Below are 22,308 nucleotides of genomic sequence, written 5' to 3' on the forward strand. Positions count from 1 at the left end.
ACTGTATAAAGGAAAATTGAATGAACAACTACACCATCAAAGACATTACGCGAGCGTCCGGCGGGTTTGCCATGCTGGCTGTCGATCAGCGCGAGGCGATGCGTTTAATGTTTGCTGCTGCTGGTGCGAAAACACCCGTTGCCGATAGCGTGCTGACGGATTTCAAAGTGAATGCGGCGAAAATTCTTTCCCCGTATGCCTCTGCCGTTCTGCTGGATCAGCAGTTCTGTTATCGCCAGGCCGTAGAACAAAACGCGGTCGCTAAAAGCTGCGCCATGATCGTCGCGGCGGATGATTTCATCCCGGGCAACGGTATTCCCGTTGATAACGTGGTCATTGATAAAAAAATTAATGCGCAGGCGGTAAAACGGGATGGCGCGAAAGCCTTAAAACTGTTGGTGCTGTGGCGCAGCGATGAAGACGCGCAGCAGCGTCTGGATATGGTCAAAGAATTCAATGAATTATGTCACTCCAATGGTTTGCTGAGCATTATCGAACCGGTTGTACGTCCGCCGCGCTGCGGCGACAAGTTCGATCGCGAGCAGGCGATTATCGATGCGGCCAAAGAGCTGGGCGACAGCGGCGCCGATCTTTACAAAGTTGAAATGCCGCTCTACGGCAAAGGCGCGCGTTCCGATCTTCTTACCGCCTCACAACGCCTGAATGGGCATATCAATATGCCGTGGGTCATCCTCTCTTCCGGTGTGGACGAAAAACTGTTCCCTCGCGCAGTCAGGGTCGCCATGGAAGCTGGCGCATCCGGGTTCCTGGCGGGACGCGCGGTCTGGTCATCAGTGATTGGTCTACCGGATACCGAGCTGATGCTACGTGATGTTTCCGCGCCTAAATTGCAACGTCTGGGCGAGATCGTCGATGAAATGATGGCGAAACGTCGTTAATACGAGGATGAAAGAATGAAATGGTTTAACACGTTGAGCCACAACCGCTGGCTGGAGCAGGAAACCGACCGCATCTTTAATTTCGGTAAAAACGCCGTGGTGCCGACAGGCTTCGGCTGGCTGGGAAATAAAGGGCAAATTAAAGAAGAGATGGGCACCCATCTTTGGATCACGGCGCGTATGTTGCACGTTTATTCCGTGGCGGCGTCGATGGGCCGACCGGGCGCTTATGATCTGGTCGATCATGGCATCAAAGCCATGAACGGCGCGCTGCGCGATAAAAAATACGGCGGCTGGTATGCCTGCGTTAACGATCAGGGCGTGGTGGATGCCTCTAAACAGGGTTATCAACACTTCTTCGCCTTGCTGGGCGCGGCCAGCGCCGTCACGACCGGTCATCCTGAAGCCAGAAAATTGCTGGATTACACCATAGAAGTGATTGAGAAATACTTCTGGAGTGAAGAAGAGCAGATGTGCCTGGAGTCCTGGGACGAAGCCTTTAGCAAAACCGAAGATTACCGTGGCGGTAACGCCAATATGCACGCCGTCGAAGCGTTCCTGATTGTTTATGACGTTACCCATGACAAAAAATGGCTGGATCGCGCTATCAGAATCGCATCAGTCATTATTCATGATGTAGCCAGAAATAATCATTACCGTGTTAATGAACATTTCGATTCACAGTGGAATCCTATCCGCGACTATAACAAAGAAAATCCAGCACACCGTTTCCGTGCATTTGGCGGTACTCCAGGTCATTGGATCGAATGGGGTCGTTTAATGCTGCATATCCACGCAGCACTGGAAGCCAGATGCGAACAACCCCCTGCATGGCTGCTGGAAGACGCGAAAGGTTTGTTCCACGCTACGGTACGTGATGCCTGGGCTCCGGATGGAGCAGACGGCATTGTGTATACCGTTGATTGGGAAGGGAAACCCGTTGTACGTGAACGTGTACGCTGGCCAATTGTAGAAGCGATGGGGACAGCCTATGCCCTCTATACCGTAACAGGGGATCGTCAATACGAAACCTGGTATCAAACATGGTGGGATTACTGCATTAAATACCTGATGGACTATGAAAATGGTTCCTGGTGGCAAGAATTGGATGCTGACAACAAGGTGACCACTAAAGTCTGGGACGGTAAGCAGGATATATACCATCTTCTGCACTGTCTGGTAATTCCACGCATCCCGCTCGCTCCAGGGCTGGCACCAGCCGTAGCAGCAGGTTTGTTAGATATCAATGCGAAATAAATAAGCCTGGTAACGACGGCATATCAGCAAATGAACATTGCATATGCCGTTGTTTAGTAAGGGTATCTAATATTAAGGTGATATGTATGCATAGTGGTGGGAATACGATATTACTCGCTGCAGGTGATTACCGGGCGCAAATAGTTTCAGTGGGTGCCGGTCTTGCCGAATTAACCTGGCAGGGCAAGCATCTGGTTATACCTCATAAACCAGAAGAGATGCCTCTTGCTCATCTGGGTAAGGTATTAATCCCTTGGCCAAATCGTATTGCCAATGGTATCTATCAGCATGATGGGCATGAGTATCAGTTGCCGATTAATGAACATGGCTCTAACGCCGCTATTCACGGCTTGCTTGCATGGAGAGACTGGCAAGTTGATGAATTAACAGCCACAAAAGCCTCGTTCTCCATATTTTTACCGCCAAGCTATGGCTACCCATTCGCATTGATTTCGCAGGTTATTTACTCACTGGACGCAACAACAGGGCTGTCCGTTGAAATAATTAGCCAAAATATCGGCGATAAACCAGCACCTTATGGCGTCGGTGTTCACCCCTACTTAACCTGTGACTTAGCACCTGTTGATGATTATACGCTGCAACTTCCTGCAAAAGAGGTTTTTGCTTTCGATACACAGTCTAACTCATCAACGTTACTACGCGTCGATGAGCTGAATCTGGACTATTCCATCCAACAAAAAATTGGTGATAAACGGATTGATCATACTTTCAAAACTTACAGCGAGCGATGGGAGGCGAAAATTATTAACCATCAACAGGAACTGGCTGTTAGTTTATGTTCCGATCAACCGTGGCTTCAGGTCTATAGTGGCGAAAAGTTGAATCGCCGGGGATTAGCTATCGAACCGATGAGTTGTCCGCCGAATGCCTTTAATTCTGGGATCGACTTACTATTACTTAAACCAAAACAACAGCATATATTGTTTTTTAATATTTGTGGTGAATGCATATAGTTCATGTATTTATTTGTGCAGGATACCTATTACCCTGACTTAAAACAGTCAAAGTAATATTTTAGAATTTGATAATGAAGGAATTATAATGGATTTCTTTAATTTATTTACACCTGATGGCGTGATGTTGGAACCTGGTGTTATATACACCGTTATCGCCTTAATGTTTCTTTATACATTCGTAGGAATATGTGCTGGCTTTGGTGGTGGATTGACTACCATGCCGCTCATAACCCTAATGCTACCTGTAAAAATGGCAACACCACTTTCTGTTATTGTCGGAACAGCGACCGCCATTTATGCCACATGGTTATCTCGTAAAGAAACGGACTGGCGATCGGCTGCCGTTCTTATCGGCTTCTCTTTTCTTGGCATTCCGGTAGGTTTATATGCTCTTTCCTATCTACCTGATCACATAATGAAAATAGGATTGGGTGGGTTTCTTATTCTCTACTCATTCTACAGTATGTTTATTCCCCGTCTACCCATCTATGACAGACGTTGGATTGCTGCACCGTTAGGGGCGATAGCTGGGGCGCTAGGAGCGGCCTTTTCCACAAATGGACCGCCAGTTGTGATGTATGGAATGCTACGTAACCTTGGCCCAGCCGCTTTTCGCGGTACGCTGAATGCATTCTTTACGGCAAACAACATTGCAGTTGTCGGCGGCCTGGCAACCAGTGGAATATTAACAATTTCAACATTTAAACTGGTTATTTTCTGTATCCCTACCATGATACTCGGTTCCTTAGTCGGGCAATATGTTCATAAGCGTATTTCGGTAAAAGTATTCCGCGTTTTAGTATTTTTATTATTAATTGCTTCGGGTGCAATGTTAATAAAAGGTGCATTAGGTGTTTCAGCGGCTACTGCGCTTCTACCACCATTTGTACTGTTGGCAATATTACAAATACTTTTAGGCAAAAAAATTGCTGAGATTCGTAAAGTGGATGCCAGCAAATAATAAGTGCTTGCTTTGTTCAGGCGCTACTTCAAGAGTAGCGCATAACTATTTAAGGCTAATGAATAATAACGAATCATAAACAATCAGTATGCTCGCGTTCCTCAATTTCATGGAGAATATTTTATGAGCACGCAAAGTAAGCATTTATCCTCTGTCCTGATAGAAAAGAACATTGAGGGCTTTACGCTGACGTACCACCAGCGCCTGATTTTACGCCACAGCACCGAAAATCCCTGTCTGTGGATTGGCGCGGGCGTTGCCGACATTGACATGTTTCGCGGCAACTTCAGCATCAAAGACAAACTTAACGAGAAGATTGCATTAACGGAGGCCACGGTCAGCGAGCTACCCGACGGCTGGCTGATACAATTCAGCCGTGGCGCAACAATTAGCGCCACCCTTCGCATCTCCGCCGATGAGGCGGGACGCCTGACGTTGGATCTGCAAAACGACGACCTGCACCATAACCGTATCTGGTTACGCCTCGCGGCTAATCCAGACGACCATATCTACGGCTGCGGCGAACAGTTCTCTTATTTCGATTTGCGCGGCAAGCCGTTCCCGCTGTGGACCAGCGAACAGGGCGTTGGCCGTAATAAAACCAGCTATGTCACCTGGCAGGCAGACTGCAAAGAGAACGCCGGCGGCGACTATTACTGGACCTTCTTCCCCCAGCCAACCTTTGTCAGCACGCAGAAGTATTACTGCCACGTCGATAATAGCTGCTATATGAATTTCGACTTCAGCGCGCCGGAGTATCACGAACTGGCGCTGTGGGAAGATAAAACTACGCTGCGTTTTGAGTGTGCCGACACCTACATCGCCCTGCTGGAAAAACTGACTGCGCTGTTAGGCCGCCAGCCGGAGCTGCCGGACTGGGTTTACGACGGCGTCACGCTAGGCATTCAGGGCGGTACGGAAGTTTGTCAGCAAAAACTGGATACCATGCGCAACGCAGGCGTAAAAGTGAACGGTATTTGGGCGCAGGACTGGTCCGGCATTCGCATGACCTCCTTTGGCAAGCGCGTGATGTGGAACTGGAAGTGGAATAGCGACAACTATCCACAGCTGGATAGCCGTATCAAACAGTGGAAAGAAGAAGGCGTCCAGTTCCTCTCTTATATCAACCCATACGTCGCCAGTGATAAAGACCTCTGCGCCGAGGCGGCGAAACACGGCTACCTGGCGAAAGACGCCACGGGCGGCGACTATCTGGTCGAGTTTGGCGAATTCTACGGCGGCGTGGTCGATCTGACCAATCCTGAAGCTTACGACTGGTTCAAAGACGTCATCAAAAAGAACATGATCGCGCTCGGCTGCAGCGGCTGGATGGCGGATTTCGGCGAATATCTGCCGACCGACACGTATCTGCACAACGGCGTCAGCGCCGAGATCATGCATAACGCCTGGCCTACGCTGTGGGCGAAGTGTAACTACGAAGCGCTACAGGAGACCGGCAAGCTCGGCGAGATCCTGTTCTTTATGCGTGCGGGTTACACCGGCAGTCAGAAATATTCCACCATGATGTGGGCAGGCGACCAGAACGTTGACTGGAGCCTTGATGATGGTCTGGCCTCTGTCGTGCCTGCGGCATTGTCGCTGGCGATGACCGGCCACGGTCTACATCACAGCGATATCGGCGGCTACACCACCCTGTTTGACATGAAACGCAGCAAAGAGTTGCTGCTGCGCTGGTGCGATTTCAGCGCCTTTACGCCGATGATGCGCACCCATGAAGGCAACCGCCCCGGCGATAACTGGCAGTTCGACGGCGACGCGGAAACTATTGCCCACTTTGCCCGCATGACCACCGTCTTTACCACGCTGAAACCGTATCTCAAGCAGGCGGTGGCGCAAAACGCGGCTACCGGTCTGCCGGTCATGCGTCCGCTATTCCTGCACTACGAGAACGATGCCGCAACCTACACCCTGAAATATCAATATCTGCTCGGTCAGGATCTGCTGGTCGCGCCGGTTCACGAGCAGGGGCGTTGCGACTGGACGCTGTACCTGCCGGAAGATCACTGGGTGAATATCTGGACCGGCGAAGTTCACCACGGCGGTGACATTACCGTGGATGCGCCCATTGGCAAGCCGCCGGTCTTCTATCGCGCGAAGAGCGAGTGGGCTTCACTTTTTGCTTCTTTACGGAATATCTAATACGGCTCGCCCGCAGGGAAACCTGCGGGCAGATGGAGAAAAATAATGAGTCAGACCTCTGCTGATCCGGCAACGCTACGCCTGCCGCTTAAAGAAAAAATAGCTTATGGCATAGGCGATCTGGGTTCCAATATTCTGCTGGATATTGGCACACTCTATTTGTTGAAATTCTACACAGATGTCCTCGGTCTTCCGGGAACCTATGGTGGGATTATTTTCTTAATCGCTAAATTCTTTACCGCATTTGCCGATATGGGCACTGGTATTGTGCTCGACTCGCGGCGAAAAATAGGACCGAAAGGTAAATTTCGCCCGTTCGTTCTGTATGGCTCATTCCCAGTAGCACTGCTGGCTACAGCCAACTTTATAGGAACACCGTTAGAAATTACGGGCAAAACGGTCGTCGCAACGCTGCTGTTTATGCTGTATGGATTATGCTACAGCCTAATGAACTGCTCTTATGGCGCGATGGTGCCAGCTATAACCAAAAATCCAAATGAACGTGCCTCGCTGGCAGCCTGGCGCCAGGGCGGATCCACCTTAGGCCTTCTCATTGGCACCGTTGCTTTTGTACCAGTAATGAATTTGATTGAAGGCAATCAACAATTGCAATATGGCGTAACCGCTGCTCTTTTCTCGTTATGCGGGCTGCTATTTATGTGGCTTTGCTATGCGGGTGTCAAAGAGCGTTATGTCGAGGTCAAACAGGCTGATTCCGCACAAAAAGCAGGAATTTTGCAATCCTTTCGCGCCATCGCCGGTAACCGCCCGTTGTTTATTCTGTGCGTCGCCAACCTTTGCACCCTTGCGGCATTTAATGTCAAACTGGCGATTCAGGTCTACTACACCCAGTACGTGCTGAACGATCCGATTCTGTTGTCCTATATGGGATTCTTCAGTATGGGTTGTATCTTCATCGGCGTATTTTTAATGCCTACAGCTGTACGCCGTTTTGGTAAGAAAAAAGTCTATATCGGCGGACTGCTAATTTGGGCCGTGGGTGATTTGCTTAACTACAGCTTCGGCGACAGTTCGGTGAGCTTCGTGGCCTTCTCCTGTCTGGCATTCTTTGGTTCAGCATTCGTCAACAGCCTGAACTGGGCGCTAGTCTCGGACACAGTGGAATATGGTGAATGGCGTACAGGTGTTCGTTCCGAAGGGACCGTTTATACCGGGCTCACCTTCTTTCGCAAAATGTCCCAAGCGTTGGCTGGATTTTTTCCCGGATGGATGCTTACTCAAATTGGCTACATACCCAACGTGGTGCAATCAACCAGCACTGTTGAAGGATTACGTCAGTTGATCTTCATATATCCTTGTGCCCTCGCAGTGTTGGCCATGATTACAATGGGCTGTTTTTACAACCTCAACGAGAAAATGTACATACGTATCGTTGAGGAAATAGAAGCACGTAAACGTACTGCTTAACAATAATGATGACTGATGCCCTTCGGGGCGTTGTAAGGAGTGGTTATGCCTGACCATGATCCGCTAACGCTAAAACTAAGCTTGAGAGAAAAACTCGCTTACGGTGCGGGTGATATTGGCTCTAATCTAATGCTAAGCATTGGCACATTATATTTGCTCAAGTTTTACACAGATGAGCTAGGAATGCCTGCATATTATGGCGGGGTTATTTTCCTCATAGCAAAATTCTTTACTGCATTTACAGATATGCTAACCGGATTTCTTCTCGATTCTCAAAAAAACATTGGAATCAGAGGGAAATTTAGACCTTTCATTCTGTATGCAGCAGTACCATCAGCAATTATTGCGACAGTTCAGTTTATTGCTACAACATTTAGTCTGCCGATAAAGACCGCTATTGCTACCGGTCTATTTATGTTATTCGGACTGTTTTACAGTCTAATGAACTGTTCATATGGCGCTATGATCCCAGCAATAACAAAAAATCCAAATGAACGCGCACAACTGGCAGCTTTCCGGCAGGGAGGGGCAACAATAGGATTATTAATCTGTACGGTTGCTTTTATTCCACTTCAATCTTTATTCTCTACAACTACCATTGGTTATGGTTATGCAGCCTTAACTTTCTCTATCTTTGGTTTCATTTTTATTATGTTATGTTATAAAGGAACCAAAGAACATTACATTGAACCCCCATCGCCGGGACATAAGGCAAGCATCATCAAATCATTTTGTGCAATTTTTCACAACCCACCACTATTAGTTCTATGCATTGCAAATTTGTGTACACTAGCAGCATTTAATATCAAGCTCGCTATTCAGGTTTATTATACCCAATATGTACTAAATGACATTAACCTATTATCCTGGATGGGTTTTTTTAGTATGGGCTGTGTAATTATTGGTGTTTTGTTAGTTCCCTGGACCGTAAAATGCTTTGGCAAGAAACGCGTGTATTTAGCAGGTATGCTTTTATGGGCCGCGGGCGATGTTTTAAATTATTTTTGGGGTTATAACTCCTTTTATTTTGTCATTTTTTCTTGTATCGCCTTCTTCGGTACCGCTTTCGTCAACAGCCTGAACTGGGCGCTGGTTCCGGATACGGTTGACTACGGTGAATGGAAAACGGGTATTCGCGCTGAAGGCTCGGTGTATACGGGTTATACCTTTTCCCGCAAAATTTCCGCTGCGCTTGCTGGCTTTTTGCCAGGTATTATGCTGACGCAAATCGGTTATATCCCCAACATAGCTCAAAGTGACACCACGTTGCTTGGTTTGCGTCAGCTCATTTTTTTATGGCCTTGCGGTCTTGCCATTATCGCAGCACTAACGATGGGCTTTTTTTATAAGCTCAATGAACAACGTTTCGCTTTTATTATCGAGGAAATTGCCCAACGAAAGAAAACAGGTAATCAAATTGTCGCGACTAATAATAAACAAAGTATTTCTACTGTAAATAATTAAACGACGCTTGCCGCTTTATCCATCCCGATGGATGGCGGCTTCCCTATATTTGAAAAATGGATTTATTATGAAATCTCTGAATACTCTAGTGATATTAACTTCAGTAATATCCACCTCTGTTTTTGCTGGCGCTTATGTAGAAAACCGTGAGGCCTATAACCTGGCGTCTGACCAAATGGAGTTTATGCTGCGCGTCGGCTATAACTCCGATATGGGGGCCGGAATTATGTTGACCAATACCTATACGCTACAGCGTGATGATGAATTAAAGCACGGTTATAATGAGATTGAGGGCTGGTATCCATTATTTAAACCTACAGATAAATTAACCATCCAGCCTGGGGGGTTAATAAACGACAAAAGCATTGGTTCCGGCGGCGCCGTCTATCTGGATGTTAACTATAAATTTACCCCGTGGTTTAATCTTACGGTACGTAACCGATATAATCACAATAATTATAGTTCAACCGATTTGAATGGCGAACTGGATAATAATGACAGCTATGAAATCGGTAACTATTGGAATTTTATCATTACCGATAAATTTTCTTATACCTTTGAACCACACTATTTTTATAACGTTAATGATTTTAATAGTAGTAATGGTACGAAGCATCATTGGGAAATCACCAATACCTTCCGTTATCGTATCAATGAACACTGGTTGCCCTACTTTGAATTACGCTGGTTAGATCGTAACGTGGGCCCCTACCATAGAGAGCAAAACCAGATTCGTATCGGGGCGAAGTATTTCTTCTGATATTATCGCTTCTATTTTTCGAATCTGCATCACAGCGGGTAGTTGTTCTGCCCGCTCATTCATCCTGAATCAGACTCCCGATATCCCGCCCCTAAGCGCCATGATAATATTCGCAAAGCGTTTTACCATATTCATGCTTATAGAAAAGGGAAACAAATGAATAAGCGATTTAATATTGATTGGGGCAATGAATTAACCCAGGAACAGCTCATTAATTTGATTTTAACCGATGAAGATCTGCCAAAGCTTCGCTCACTGACCATTGGTAACTGGGGTGATTGTTGGGAAGACGAAACCTGCCAGCCTATTATTGATATGATTGTGGAGAACGCCCCCCGCTTTTCTCACCTGGAATCACTGTTTATCGGTGATATGGAGAGCGAAGACTGCGAGATCTCCTGGATTAAACAAGGTGACTATTCCAGGCTCTATGCGGCGTTACCCAATCTGAAAGAACTGATTATTAAAGGCGCGTCGGATCTGCAACTGGGCGCTATACATCATGAGAAACTGGAGCACCTGGAAATCATTTCCGGCGGCATCCCTTCTAATGTGCTTGCCGAACTACAAAATGCGCAGCTCCCTGCATTAAAAACGCTGAAGCTCTTCCTGGGCGTAGAGGAATACGGTTTTGACGGTTCGCTGGATGACGTGATGACGCTGGCATCGAAAGATCTTTTCCCTCAGCTCACCCATCTGGGGTTGATGAACAGCGAAGAGCAGGATGATATCGCCCGCCGGGTGCTGGAAAGTAATATCCTGCCGCAGCTTAACGTGCTGGAACTCTCATGCGGTACCTTAACGGACAACGGCGCAGAGGCGCTGCTGGAGCATAAAGACCGAATTGCGCATCTGGAAACACTCGATCTCCACCACCACTATTTGACGCCGGAGATGCAGGAAAAGCTAAAAGCCACACTGCCGATAAACCTGAATCTTTCAGAAGCGCTGGAGCCTGATGATTACGATGGCGATATTTATATGAATGCGATGTACACCGAGTGATTGTGTAGGGGAATGTGCACATTCCCCTACACACCGATAAAGGGATTTATTGTGATTACGCTCATTGGCCCCCATCAGAGCAAGCGCACGCATTATTTTATGCAGGCTGCCGCCGTACTTGGGGAACCCGTCACGGCGCTGACTCATCCGCAAGCGCTGGACGCTTCGCTGACCTCTGGCATCGTTAAAATCGACCCGCCAGTACACAGTGAAACAGACATCCGCAAAATAAACGCGATCGGTCTGGACTATATCCATTTTTTGCAGAACATGGCGGCGCGTCCTGGCGTCACCTGGCTTAACCATCCGGCGGGCCTCATTCACCTGTTGGATAAAAAACGCTGCAAGCGGCGCTTACTGGAACACGGCATCCCCACGCCGCCGTTGGTAGCGGAAGACGTAAAAAGTTTTGTACAGCTCACCGCCATCATGGAGGAAAAAAGGGTCGCCAGCGTGTTCATTAAGCCCTCGCTGGGTTCTGGCGCGGCGGGCGTTATCGCTTTGCGCCGCCACCCTGATGGCATAAAGCAGGTGCTTTACAGCGCGATTGCCATATCAGGACAACAGCTATTTAACAGCAAAAAAATCCAACAGTATCGTCAGAAAGAAGATATCCAGCTCATTATTGATGGCGTTCTTCAGCAGGAAAACCTCGTCGAACAGTGGCTGCCCAAAGCCAGCGTAAAGCATAAAACCTATGATTTACGCATCGTCTGCCTGGATGGCGAAATTATCTGGCGAGTGGTCAGAACCTCCTCGCAGCCCATTACTAACTTACATCTGCAAAACCAGGCTTACTGCTTCGAAAGTCTGGAGTTATCTGCCGCAAAAGTGACTGAGATCGATACGCTCTGTCAAAATGCCATGCGACTTTTCCCTGGCATTCGCTTAGCGGGTATTGATGTTTTACTTACCACCAGCCTGACGCCGTATATTATTGAAATTAATGGCCAGGGTGATTTGATTTATCAGGATGCGCAGCAGAATAATCTAATTTATCAGGCGCAAATCCGGGCCATGAGGAAGCAAAATGTATAATTCAATGGATGAAGTCCCCGTCTCGCTGCACGCGTCGATTGACACAGGCGATGGCGAATTCGATATGAATGCGCTAATTAGTAATAACGCTCATATTCTTTTTATTGTGCTGGACTCGTTACGCTACGACATTGCGCTTCAGGAACAAACCGCCGGAAATACGCCCAACCTTAATCATTATGGACAATGGACGAAATGCGAGGCGGCCGGTAATTTTACCTGGCCTTCGCATCACGCCATGTTTTCAGGTTTTATGCCAAAACCTATTGATGATACCGTTAATCAGACCATGCTGTTTTTCCCAAAAGATATCGGACTTGGTCGTAAAGGCCCGAAAAATGCATTTGCCTTTGAAGACGCAACATGGATAAAAAGTCTGGAAAATAAAGGCTACCAGACCATCTGTATTGGCGGCGTCTCTTTCTTTAATAACCGCTCCGGCATGGGAAAAGTGTTCCCGTCGATGTTTAAAGAGAGTTACTGGCATCCACGCTTTGCCTGTACGGTTAAAGAGAGTATGGATAACCAGATCCATTATATCCAAAAAATCATGGCCGAACGTGCTGGCAACCAACCGGTCATGATGTATATCAATATCGATACTATTCATTACCCTAACCATTTTTACGTTGAGGGCGCGGCCCCTGGCGATACCGTAGAGACCCATGCCGCCGCGCTACGCTATATCGACGCCCGCATCGACGGATTACTGAACATTTTCCGCCAAACCGGCGGCGAAACGTTCGTTATTGTCTGTTCCGATCACGGTACCTGCTATGGCGAAGACGGGAAATATTTCCATAGTTTTAATCATCCGATCGTTAATACCGTTCCTTATATGCATTTCTTGTTGAGCGGTAATCATTAATATGAATAACAATGATATTTATCGTCAGTATATGTACAGTTATCCGCATAAGACGGCTTATCGGGAGCTGGAGAACGTCAGCTTTAGCAAAGTAAAACCGCGCATTTACGAGCACGACACACATCTGTATGTTCATATGCCGTTTTGTCAAAGTCGCTGCGGGTTCTGTAATTTATTTACCTGCACTGGCGCAGATAATACGTTCATTGATAGCTATATCGACGCGATTATTACCCAGGGCCGACAAATGGCGCTGGCGCCCGCCCACTGGGCAAGCTTTACCGTAGGCGGCGGCACACCTCTGCTATTAAATATTGCGCAATTAGAGAAGTTATTTTTTTCCGTCTTTGATGTGCTCAATGTTGACTGGAATATTTATAAAACGATTGAAACTTCCCCTACGGATACCACGGCAGAAAAAGTAGCGCTATTAAACGCCTTTTCCGTTAATCGCGTCAGTATTGGCGTACAAAGTTTTCATGATAGCGAGTTACATACGCTGCACCGCCGCCACAATGCCGCCAGCGCGCACCAGGCGCTGGAATGGCTAAAGGCGGGTCATTTTCCATCACTCAATATTGATATTATTTATGGCATTCCCGGCCAGACTCACGCAAGCCTGACGGAATCGTTACATCAGGCGCTCGTTTATCAACCGGAAGAGCTGTTCCTTTATCCGCTTTATAATATGCCTCGCCAGGAAAATATGCATAGCTACTACGTTTTAGCCCGCGATCTTTTACGCAACGCGGGCTACACCCAAACGTCCATGCGCCGTTTCGTCCTTAATCCAGCGCCATCCGCCGCGGCGGAAAGCTGCGGATTTGAAAACTCACTGGCGCTCGGCGCGGGCGGCAGAAGTTATCTTGGCAATCTGCATTACTGTTCACCGTGGTCGTCGAACCTGCAAACATCACGAAAAATCATTCAGGCGTTTATCGACAGCCCGGATAAAACCGTCATTAATCACGGTTATCTGCTTCCCCCTGATGAAATGAAACGCCGCTTTATCATTAAAAATCTATTTTTCTGGCAGGGACTTTCTCTTAGCGATTATCAGCAATATTTTGCCAGCGATGCGCTAAGGGATTTCCCCGACCTTGAACGCTTCATACGGCAGGGTTACTGCTATCAGAATGGCAGTCGCCTCCGGCTAACGGAGACCGGTATGGCATTATCCGATTGCCTTGCTCCTGTGTTCGTTTCGCCTGAGGTGATGCTACGGGAGAATCGGCAGAGATGAGCGCCCCCGCCCTGCGCGATATTCACACGCTGTTTTATCGCGGCTATCTTAAATCGTGTAATTATCATTGCGGCTATTGCCCGTTCCATAAACACGCCCGCAACGATAAAAAACGCGACGAAGCCGCGCTATGGCGCATGGTTGACCATTTGCCTCTTTTAGGTACGCCGTTGAATGTGATGATTACGCCTTATGGCGAGGCGCTACGCTTGCGTTATTACATGGCGGCGTTGGCAGAAATTAGCCGCTATCCTCATGTTCAGGCGGTCGGCATACAAACTAACGCCTCTTTTTCGTTAATGTCATTGCTGGAATCATTTCGTGCCGGCGGCGGAGATATCTCAAAGCTTCGGTTATGGTGTTCTTTTCATCCCTCACAAATTACCGCTGAGCGCTTTCTCCAGCAGTGTTTAGCGCTCTCTGCCGCCGGAATAACCTGGTGCGCGGGGGCTGTCGCCAGTATGAAAGATATCGCCCAGTTTCGTTGGCTACGCCAGCAGTTGCCTGACCAGAATTATTTTTGGTTTAACGCCAACGAGTGTGCCAATACCCGGCATACCGTTGAGGAAACCATCGCCTTCAGCGAACTCGATCCGCTGTATGTGGTTGAAACGCAGCAGTGGCCAGCGCAGCTGGATATCTGTACCGCAGGAAGAAAAAGTATTTTTATGAATGCAGAAGGCGATCTTTTTGCTTGTCATATCAGCAAAATTAAAATGGGTAATTTATATCAGCAACGGCTTAATTCTCCCGCCTGCCAGGCAAAACAATGCCACTGTTTTCTCGCTTATCAGCACCGTCTCGATATTCCATTGCTGAATCACCTGGATACCTCACGCTGTTTTAGGATCGGGCGCTCATGCGATATCGTTTAATCGCTTTTGATCTTGATGGAACGCTGCTAAACCGTAATAAACAAATTCTGCCAGAGTCGCTAACCGCCATCCGTCAGATGCAGGACATGGGCTGCCGAATAATGCTTGTCACCGGCCGCTCTCATCGTGAAGCCTATGCGTATTATCAAACGCTGGCGCTCACCGAACCGATGATCTGTTGTAACGGAAGTTATATTTATCAACCGGCTCAACAGCAGATCCTTCATCCACTGCCGCTGACGCACTTACAAACGGAAAAAATACTGGCGCGGGTATATCCGCTTAAACCGACAATTCGTGCTGATGATAAAATAATCTTTCAGGCTGATGAGCTAAGCAGTAGGGAGAATATTTGGCAAATCAGCGTCGTTCATCGGCACATAAAACAACTACAAAATATTGCTGAGTTTATACAGCATGAATTACAGCTAAGCTGTACCTGGTCCTGGCATCATCAACTGGATATTCTCCAGAAGGGGTGTAGCAAAGGGCAAAGCCTCGCCAGATATGCACAGCAACAGCATATCGCAATGCGCGAAGTGATGGCGTTTGGCGATAATGATAACGATGCGGAAATGCTACGTTTAGCCGGATTGGGCGTAGCGATGGGGAATGCCAGCGCCCGGGCAAAGGTTTATGCGGACAGCGTCATTGGTCGGCATAATACGCCAGCGATTGCTGATTTTTTGGCAACCTTATCCCTTTCTCAACGTGAATAAAAAAACCCCGCCGAGCTTTCATTTCGGCAGGGTTTTTATCCGTAAGAACGTTAATTACTCTTCTTTCTGACCACGGTTCGCACGGCGGCGATCGTTTTCCGTCAGGTGACGTTTACGGATACGGATAGAGGTCGGGGTGACTTCTACCAGTTCGTCGTCATCAATGAACTCCAGCGCTTGCTCAAGGCTCATTTTAATTGGCGGAACCAGAATCACCGCTTCATCCGTACCAGACGCACGCATGTTGGTCAGCTTCTTACCGGTCAGGCAGTTTACCGTCAGGTCGTTGGAGCGACTGTGAATACCAATAATCTGGCCTTCATAAACTTCCGCGCCGTGACCCAGGAACAGCTTACCGCGATCCTGCAAACCGAACAGCGCAAACGCCACCGCTTTACCCTGACCGTTAGAGATCAGTACGCCGTTCTGACGCTGACCCACTTCACCCGGACGAATATCGTCGTAATGGCTGAAGGTGGAGTACAGCAGACCCGTACCGGAAGTCATGGTCATGAATTCTGAACGGAAACCAATCAGCCCACGGCTTGGGATCACGTAGTCGAGACGTACGCGGCCTTTACCGTCCGGATTCATGTTTTTCAGGTCGCCTTTACGCTCGCCCAGCGCCTGCATGACAGACCCCTGGTGCTGCTCTTCGACGTCCAGCGTCACGTTTTCGTACGGCTCTTGTTTACGACCGTCGATTTCACGGAAGATAACTTTCGGACGGGAAACCGCCAGTTCGAAACCTTCACGACGCATATTTTCAATCAGCACGGACAGGTGCAGTTCGCCACGACCGGATACACGGAACGCATCCGCATCTTCGGTTTCTTCAACGCGCAGCGCCACGTTATGCACCAGCTCTTTGTTCAGACGGTCAAGAATCTGACGAGAAGTCACAAACTTACCTTCTTTACCGCAGAACGGCGAGGTGTTAACGCAGAAGAACATAGACACGGTCGGCTCATCAACGGACAACGCCGGCAGCGCTTCAACGTTCTGCGGGTCGCAGATGGTGTCGGAAATGTTCAGCTCGCCCAGACCGGTGATCGCAATGATATCGCCCGCTTCGGCGATATCGCTGTCGATACGCTCCAGACCCAGATGCGTCAGCACTTTACCTACTTTCGCGTTACGGGTTTTCCCTTCACTATCGATGATAGTGACCTGCTGGTTCGGCTTCACTTTGCCGCGTTTGATACGGCCAATGCCGATAACGCCAACATAGTTGTTGTAGTCCAGCTGGGAGATCTGCATCTGCAACGGACCATCGAGGTCAACGTCCGGCGCCGGAACATGATCAACGATCGCCTGATACAGCGGGGTCATGTCTTCCGCCATATCTTCGTGGTCCAGACCCGCGATACCGTTCAGCGCCGAAGCGTAGATGATCGGGAAGTCCAGCTGTTCGTCGGTCGCGTCGAGGTTAACAAACAGGTCGAATACCTGGTCAACAACCCAGTCAGGGCGCGCGCCAGGACGGTCAACCTTGTTGATAACCACAATAGGTTTCAGGCCATGAGCAAAGGCTTTTTTGGTCACGAAGCGCGTTTGCGGCATCGGGCCGTCAAATGCGTCAACCACCAGCAGCACAGAGTCAACCATGGACATGACGCGCTCTACTTCACCACCGAAGTCAGCGTGCCCGGGAGTATCAACGATGTTGATACGGTAATCATTCCATTTAATAGCGGTGTTTTTAGCGAGGATAGTAATACCACGCTCTTTCTCCAAATCGTTGGAGTCCATCACTCGCTCTTGAGTTTCGGCACGCGCGTCGAACGTACCGGATTGCTGGAGCAGCTTATCAACCAGGGTAGTTTTACCATGGTCAACGTGCGCGATGATGGCGATGTTACGCAAATTTTCGATCACAACTTTGCCTCAGGCATTAGAAATAGCGCGTTATTGTACACGGATTAATCGCACTACAAAACAGGATCACAAACATCCTCCGCAAACAAGTATTGCAGAGTCTCTTTGTGATCGCTTTCACGGAGCGTTAAAAGGGTGGCTTGCGTTCTATTGCACCAATGTGGTGCTCAATGTTCACATTAAAGCACTATTTTGGTGCAACATAGTCACCGTGGTGCAGCCCTTTTGCACGATGGTACGCATGATAACGCCTTTTGGGGGCAATGTGAAAGTTGGCACAGATTTCGCTTTATATTTTTACGGCGACACGGCCAGCAGAATTGAAGATCTCGTTACCACGACGACCGACCATGACCAATCCGGGAGAGTACAAGTATGTCCGCTGAACACGTTTTGACGATGCTGAACGAGCACGAAGTGAAGTTTGTCGATCTGCGCTTCACCGATACCAAAGGCAAAGAACAGCACGTCACGATTCCTGCTCATCAGGTAAATGCCGAATTCTTTGAAGAAGGCAAAATGTTTGACGGCTCCTCTATCGGCGGCTGGAAAGGCATTAACGAATCCGACATGGTGCTGATGCCAGACGCATCCACCGCAGTGATTGACCCGTTCTTCGCGGACTCTACCCTGATTATCCGTTGCGACATCCTGGAGCCTGGCACTCTGCAAGGTTATGACCGTGACCCACGTTCCATCGCAAAACGTGCGGAAGACTACCTGCGCGCGACCGGTATCGCCGATACCGTCCTGTTTGGGCCGGAACCTGAATTCTTCCTGTTCGACGACATCCGCTTCGGCGCATCTATCTCCGGCTCACATGTGGCGATTGACGATATTGAAGGCGCCTGGAACTCCTCTACCAAGTACGAAGGCGGCAACAAAGGCCATCGTCCGGGCGTGAAAGGCGGTTATTTCCCGGTTCCGCCAGTTGACTCCGCGCAGGATATCCGTTCTGAAATGTGTCTGGTCATGGAGCAGATGGGCCTGGTCGTTGAAGCGCACCACCACGAAGTAGCGACCGCAGGTCAGAACGAAGTGGCGACCCGCTTTAACACCATGACCAAAAAAGCCGACGAAATTCAGATTTACAAATATGTCGTGCATAACGTGGCTCACCGCTTCGGTAAGACCGCGACCTTTATGCCAAAACCGATGTTCGGCGATAACGGTTCCGGTATGCACTGCCACATGTCGCTGGCGAAGAACGGCACCAACCTGTTCTCTGGCGACAAATATGCCGGCCTGTCTGAACAAGCGCTGTACTACATCGGCGGCGTCATCAAACACGCCAAAGCCATCAACGCCCTGGCGAACCCGACCACCAACTCCTACAAGCGTCTGGTCCCGGGTTACGAAGCGCCGGTGATGCTGGCCTACTCCGCCCGTAACCGTTCCGCCTCCATCCGTATTCCGGTGGTGGCGTCTCCGAAAGCGCGCCGTATCGAAGTTCGCTTCCCGGACCCGGCGGCTAACCCGTATCTGTGCTTTGCCGCCCTGCTGATGGCCGGTCTGGACGGGATTAAGAATAAGATTCACCCGGGCGAAGCCATGGACAAAAACCTGTATGACCTGCCGCCGGAAGAAGCGAAAGAGATCCCACAGGTAGCGGGTTCTCTGGAAGAAGCGCTGAACGCGCTGGATCTGGACCGCGAGTTCCTGAAAGCAGGCGGCGTGTTCACGGATGAAGCGATCGATGCGTATATTGCGCTGCGTCGCGAAGAAGATGACCGCGTGCGTATGACCCCGCACCCGGTAGAGTTTGAGCTGTACTACAGCGTTTAATCGTATATTAAAAATCCGACGAATTTCGCGTTGCTGCAAGGCGGCAACTGAGCACATCCCCAGGAGCATAGATAGCGATGTGACCGGGGTAAGCGAAGGCAGCCAACGCAGCAGCAGCGTGAAAGGCGTCAGGAGTTTTTGAGTTGCCGTGGAAACTTTCAGCCCATCCCAGGATGGGCTTTTTTCTCCACCAACAATCTGATCTCACGCGCTTTTTAGTGGTAAAAAGCTATAATGCACTAAAATGGTGCAACCTTTTCCAGGAGACTGCTGAATGGCAAGCGGCATACAGCCCGATGCTGGGCAGATCCTCAATTCGTTAATCAACAGCGTGCTGGTGGTCGACGACGCGCTGGCAATCCATTACGCCAACCCTGCCGCGCAGCAGTTGCTCGCGCAAAGCTCACGCAAACTGTTCGGGACGCCGTTACCTGAACTGTTGAGCTATTTTTCGTTAAACATTGACCTGATGCGCGAAAGTTTAGCGGCAGGGCAAGGCTTTACCGATAACGAAGTGACGCTGGTGATTGATAGTCGCTCGCATATTCTCTCTTTGACCGCCCAACGTCTGCCCGACGATTTTATACTGCTCGAAATGGCGCCGATGGATAACCAGCGTCGTCTGAGTCAGGAGCAGTTGCAGCACGCGCAGCAAATCGCCGCTCGCGATCTGGTGCGCGGTCTGGCGCACGAAATCAAAAATCCGCTCGGCGGCCTGCGCGGCGCGGCGCAGCTACTCAGCAAGGCGCTGCCCGACCCGGCGCTAATGGAATATACCAAAGTCATCATTGAACAGGCCGACAGGCTACGCAACCTTGTCGATCGTTTGCTGGGGCCGCAGCACCCGGGAATGCACATTACCGAGAGCATACATAAAGTCGCGGAGCGCGTGGTGGCGCTGGTGTCGATGGAACTGCCGGATAATGTCCGGCTTATCCGCGATTACGACCCCAGTCTGCCAGAACTGCCGCATGACCCGGAACAAATTGAGCAAGTACTGCTGAATATTGTCCGCAATGCCTTGCAGGCGCTGGGGCCGGAAGGCGGCGAAATTACGCTGCGTACCCGTACCGCCTTCCAGTTAACGCTGCATGGCGAACGCTATCGCCTGGCGGCGCGTATAGACGTTGAAGACAATGGGCCGGGCATTCCTCCCCATTTACAGGATACGCTGTTCTACCCGATGGTCAGCGGTCGCGAAGGCGGCACCGGGCTTGGGTTATCTATCGCCCGCAATCTTATCGATCAACACGCCGGCAAAATTGAATTTACCAGTTGGCCGGGGCATACCGAGTTTTCGGTTTACCTGCCGATTCGGAAATAGAGGTGTTTATGCAACGAGGAATAGTCTGGGTCGTCGATGATGATAGTTCCATCCGTTGGGTGCTTGAACGTGCTCTCGCCGGGGCAGGGTTGACCTGTACCACCTTTGAGAATGGTAATGAAGTACTGGCTGCGCTGGCCAGTAAAACGCCGGACGTCTTGCTGTCGGATATCCGAATGCCGGGAATGGACGGGCTGGCGCTATTAAAGCAGATTAAACAGCGTCACCCGATGCTTCCGGTCATCATTATGACCGCGCATTCCGATTTAGATGCCGCCGTGAGCGCCTATCAGCAGGGGGCGTTTGATTATCTGCCTAAACCGTTTGATATTGATGAAGCCGTCGCTCTGGTCGAGCGCGCGATTAGCCACTATCAGGAGCAGCAGCAGCCGCGTAATATCGAGGTTAACGGCCCGACAACAGACATGATAGGCGAAGCGCCCGCCATGCAGGATGTGTTTCGCATTATTGGTCGGCTGTCGCGTTCTTCGATTAGCGTGCTGATTAACGGCGAATCAGGGACCGGTAAAGAACTGGTCGCCCATGCGCTTCACCGCCATAGCCCACGCGCCAAAGCGCCGTTTATCGCGCTCAATATGGCGGCCATCCCGAAAGATTTGATTGAATCCGAACTGTTTGGCCATGAGAAAGGCGCTTTTACCGGGGCGAATACCATCCGGCAGGGCCGTTTCGAGCAGGCTGACGGCGGCACGCTGTTTCTGGACGAAATTGGCGATATGCCGCTGGATGTCCAGACTCGTCTGTTACGCGTGCTGGCTGACGGACAGTTCTACCGCGTGGGCGGGTACGCGCCGGTAAAAGTGGATGTGCGCATTATCGCCGCCACCCACCAGAACCTCGAACGACGCGTTCAGGAAGGGAAATTCCGCGAAGACCTGTTCCACCGCCTGAACGTGATTCGTATCCATCTTCCGCCGTTGCGCGAGCGTCGTGAGGATATTCCGCGCCTGGCGCGCCATTTTTTGCAGGTCGCCGCCCGTGAATTAGGTGTGGAAGCCAAATTATTACATCCGGAAACCGAAACGGCGTTAACGCGCCTGGCATGGCCTGGTAACGTGCGTCAGTTAGAAAATACCTGCCGCTGGCTCACCGTCATGGCCGCCGGACAGGAGGTATTGATCCAGGATTTACCGGGCGAACTGTTTGAAGCCTCGACGCCGGATAGCCCGTCCCACCTGCCGCCGGATAGCTGGGCTACATTACTGGCGCAATGGGCGGACCGCGCCTTGCGATCCGGTCATCAAAACCTGCTTTCTGAAGCGCAGCCAGAACTGGAGAGAACGCTACTGACCACGGCATTACGCCATACGCAGGGTCATAAACAGGAAGCCGCCAGGCTGCTCGGTTGGGGGCGAAACACCCTAACGCGGAAGTTGAAAGAGCTGGGAATGGAGTAAACATTACCCGCGAGTGTAAAGATTAATAATTGAGCGCAAAACGCTGCTATTTTGCGCTTTACTGTTCCGATGAGTTCAGTATGATCATGCCCGGCAAACGGGGGGATTCATTATGTTAGAATCTATTATTAATCTGGTATCGAGTGGAGCGGTCGACAGCCACACGCCACAAACTGCGCTAGCCGCCGTGTTGTGTGCCGCGCTGGTGGGACTGTTCAGCTGACAATGTGCCGGATGGCGCTAATGCTT

19 protein-coding genes are annotated in these 22,308 nt (G+C 49.7%); 18 read left to right on the forward strand and 1 reads right to left on the reverse strand.

The window, feature by feature from the left end:
* The first annotated feature begins 20 nt into the window (after window positions 1-20).
* The 14 genes from yihT to NA197_RS20605 all read left to right on the forward strand — a co-directional run bounded on the left by yihT (window position 21) and on the right by NA197_RS20605 (window position 15,654).
* Window positions 21-899, forward strand: coding sequence for a sulfofructosephosphate aldolase (gene yihT / locus NA197_RS20540; protein ID WP_001067413.1), 879 nt, complete (start codon window positions 21-23; stop codon window positions 897-899).
* Window positions 900-914: 15 nt separating this feature from the next.
* Window positions 915-2,156, forward strand: a complete 1,242-nt coding sequence (gene yihS, locus NA197_RS20545; protein ID WP_000870940.1) for a sulfoquinovose isomerase — start codon at window positions 915-917, stop codon at window positions 2,154-2,156.
* Window positions 2,157-2,227: 71 nt separating this feature from the next.
* Complete coding sequence (locus NA197_RS20550) at window positions 2,228-3,130, forward strand: aldose-1-epimerase (RefSeq protein WP_024131638.1); 903 nt, start codon at window positions 2,228-2,230, stop codon at window positions 3,128-3,130.
* Window positions 3,131-3,218: 88 nt separating this feature from the next.
* Window positions 3,219-4,094 (forward strand): sulfite exporter TauE/SafE family protein, encoded by an 876-nt coding sequence (locus NA197_RS20555; protein WP_000345334.1) that lies wholly within the window; start codon window positions 3,219-3,221, stop codon window positions 4,092-4,094.
* Between the two features lie 123 nt (window positions 4,095-4,217).
* Window positions 4,218-6,254 carry an alpha-glucosidase gene (locus tag NA197_RS20560; RefSeq protein ID WP_064042975.1) on the forward strand — a complete coding sequence of 679 codons (2,037 nt, stop codon included), beginning with the start codon at window positions 4,218-4,220 and terminating at the stop codon, window positions 6,252-6,254.
* A 45-nt stretch (window positions 6,255-6,299) separates the two neighbouring features.
* The gene (locus NA197_RS20565) at window positions 6,300-7,682 is read left to right on the forward strand and encodes an MFS transporter (protein WP_000084233.1); all 1,383 of its coding nucleotides are present in this window, start codon (window positions 6,300-6,302) and stop codon (window positions 7,680-7,682) included.
* Window positions 7,683-7,727: 45 nt separating this feature from the next.
* The gene (locus NA197_RS20570; protein WP_001112785.1) at window positions 7,728-9,146 is read left to right on the forward strand and encodes an MFS transporter; all 1,419 of its coding nucleotides are present in this window, start codon (window positions 7,728-7,730) and stop codon (window positions 9,144-9,146) included.
* Between the two features lie 67 nt (window positions 9,147-9,213).
* Complete coding sequence (ompL, locus tag NA197_RS20575) at window positions 9,214-9,906, forward strand: porin OmpL (protein ID WP_000838828.1); 693 nt, start codon at window positions 9,214-9,216, stop codon at window positions 9,904-9,906.
* A gap of 156 nt (window positions 9,907-10,062) precedes the next feature.
* Window positions 10,063-10,911: an STM4015 family protein gene (locus NA197_RS20580; RefSeq protein ID WP_064042974.1), complete on the forward strand. Its 849-nt coding sequence runs from the start codon at window positions 10,063-10,065 to the stop codon at window positions 10,909-10,911.
* A gap of 12 nt (window positions 10,912-10,923) precedes the next feature.
* Window positions 10,924-11,949 (forward strand): STM4014 family protein, encoded by a 1,026-nt coding sequence (locus NA197_RS20585; protein WP_077950658.1) that lies wholly within the window; start codon window positions 10,924-10,926, stop codon window positions 11,947-11,949.
* On the forward strand, window positions 11,942-12,817 hold the full coding sequence (locus NA197_RS20590; RefSeq protein ID WP_064042972.1) for an STM4013/SEN3800 family hydrolase: 876 nt from the start codon (window positions 11,942-11,944) through the stop codon (window positions 12,815-12,817). The genes NA197_RS20585 and NA197_RS20590 overlap by 8 nt, the downstream gene beginning before the upstream one ends.
* A gap of 1 nt (window position 12,818) precedes the next feature.
* Window positions 12,819-14,060, forward strand: a complete 1,242-nt coding sequence (locus tag NA197_RS20595) for an STM4012 family radical SAM protein (protein ID WP_064042971.1) — start codon at window positions 12,819-12,821, stop codon at window positions 14,058-14,060.
* On the forward strand, window positions 14,057-14,935 hold the full coding sequence (locus NA197_RS20600) for an STM4011 family radical SAM protein (protein WP_001576425.1): 879 nt from the start codon (window positions 14,057-14,059) through the stop codon (window positions 14,933-14,935). The genes NA197_RS20595 and NA197_RS20600 overlap by 4 nt, the downstream gene beginning before the upstream one ends.
* The gene (locus NA197_RS20605; RefSeq protein WP_001270595.1) at window positions 14,920-15,654 is read left to right on the forward strand and encodes a Cof-type HAD-IIB family hydrolase; all 735 of its coding nucleotides are present in this window, start codon (window positions 14,920-14,922) and stop codon (window positions 15,652-15,654) included. Before NA197_RS20600 ends, NA197_RS20605 begins: the two co-directional genes overlap by 16 nt.
* Before the next feature lie 54 nt (window positions 15,655-15,708).
* On the opposite strand, the gene typA is transcribed toward NA197_RS20605, so the two are convergent.
* A complete protein-coding gene (gene typA / locus NA197_RS20610) occupies window positions 15,709-17,532 on the reverse strand; it encodes a ribosome-dependent GTPase TypA (protein ID WP_000572064.1) in 1,824 nt (607 codons plus the stop codon).
* 375 nt (window positions 17,533-17,907) lie between these two features.
* On the opposite strand from typA, the gene glnA reads away from it, so the two are divergent.
* From glnA to NA197_RS20630, 4 genes are all read left to right on the forward strand, one after another.
* Entirely contained in the window at window positions 17,908-19,317 is a 1,410-nt protein-coding gene (glnA, locus tag NA197_RS20615; protein ID WP_001271699.1) for a glutamate--ammonia ligase, read from the forward strand.
* 274 nt (window positions 19,318-19,591) lie between these two features.
* Window positions 19,592-20,641 (forward strand): nitrogen regulation protein NR(II), encoded by a 1,050-nt coding sequence (gene glnL, locus NA197_RS20620; RefSeq protein ID WP_000146190.1) that lies wholly within the window; start codon window positions 19,592-19,594, stop codon window positions 20,639-20,641.
* Between the two features lie 8 nt (window positions 20,642-20,649).
* Window positions 20,650-22,059, forward strand: a complete 1,410-nt coding sequence (gene glnG / locus NA197_RS20625) for a nitrogen regulation protein NR(I) (protein WP_001188783.1) — start codon at window positions 20,650-20,652, stop codon at window positions 22,057-22,059.
* Window positions 22,060-22,171: 112 nt separating this feature from the next.
* Window positions 22,172-22,282 carry a YshB family small membrane protein gene (locus tag NA197_RS20630; RefSeq protein ID WP_001578131.1) on the forward strand — a complete coding sequence of 37 codons (111 nt, stop codon included), beginning with the start codon at window positions 22,172-22,174 and terminating at the stop codon, window positions 22,280-22,282.
* The last annotated feature ends 26 nt before the right edge of the window (window positions 22,283-22,308 follow it).

Source organism: Salmonella sp. NW884 (assembly GCF_051700745.1).
GTDB classification, from domain to species: Bacteria; Pseudomonadota; Gammaproteobacteria; order Enterobacterales; family Enterobacteriaceae; genus Salmonella; species Salmonella enterica.

Coding starts and splice junctions, on each gene's coding strand:
- glnL (WP_000146190.1), top strand. CDS start 19,592: ATGGCAAGCGGCATACAGCCCGATGCTGGGCAGATCCTCAATTCGTTA.
- NA197_RS20565 (WP_000084233.1), top strand. CDS start 6,300: ATGAGTCAGACCTCTGCTGATCCGGCAACGCTACGCCTGCCGCTTAAA.
- NA197_RS20600 (WP_001576425.1), top strand. CDS start 14,057: ATGAGCGCCCCCGCCCTGCGCGATATTCACACGCTGTTTTATCGCGGC.
- glnA (WP_001271699.1), top strand. CDS start 17,908: ATGTCCGCTGAACACGTTTTGACGATGCTGAACGAGCACGAAGTGAAG.
- NA197_RS20630 (WP_001578131.1), top strand. CDS start 22,172: ATGTTAGAATCTATTATTAATCTGGTATCGAGTGGAGCGGTCGACAGC.
- ompL (WP_000838828.1), top strand. CDS start 9,214: ATGAAATCTCTGAATACTCTAGTGATATTAACTTCAGTAATATCCACC.
- glnG (WP_001188783.1), top strand. CDS start 20,650: ATGCAACGAGGAATAGTCTGGGTCGTCGATGATGATAGTTCCATCCGT.
- yihS (WP_000870940.1), top strand. CDS start 915: ATGAAATGGTTTAACACGTTGAGCCACAACCGCTGGCTGGAGCAGGAA.
- yihT (WP_001067413.1), top strand. CDS start 21: ATGAACAACTACACCATCAAAGACATTACGCGAGCGTCCGGCGGGTTT.
- NA197_RS20570 (WP_001112785.1), top strand. CDS start 7,728: ATGCCTGACCATGATCCGCTAACGCTAAAACTAAGCTTGAGAGAAAAA.
- NA197_RS20555 (WP_000345334.1), top strand. CDS start 3,219: ATGGATTTCTTTAATTTATTTACACCTGATGGCGTGATGTTGGAACCT.
- NA197_RS20585 (WP_077950658.1), top strand. CDS start 10,924: ATGTGCACATTCCCCTACACACCGATAAAGGGATTTATTGTGATTACG.
- NA197_RS20605 (WP_001270595.1), top strand. CDS start 14,920: ATGCGATATCGTTTAATCGCTTTTGATCTTGATGGAACGCTGCTAAAC.
- NA197_RS20595 (WP_064042971.1), top strand. CDS start 12,819: ATGAATAACAATGATATTTATCGTCAGTATATGTACAGTTATCCGCAT.
- NA197_RS20560 (WP_064042975.1), top strand. CDS start 4,218: ATGAGCACGCAAAGTAAGCATTTATCCTCTGTCCTGATAGAAAAGAAC.
- NA197_RS20580 (WP_064042974.1), top strand. CDS start 10,063: ATGAATAAGCGATTTAATATTGATTGGGGCAATGAATTAACCCAGGAA.
- NA197_RS20590 (WP_064042972.1), top strand. CDS start 11,942: ATGTATAATTCAATGGATGAAGTCCCCGTCTCGCTGCACGCGTCGATT.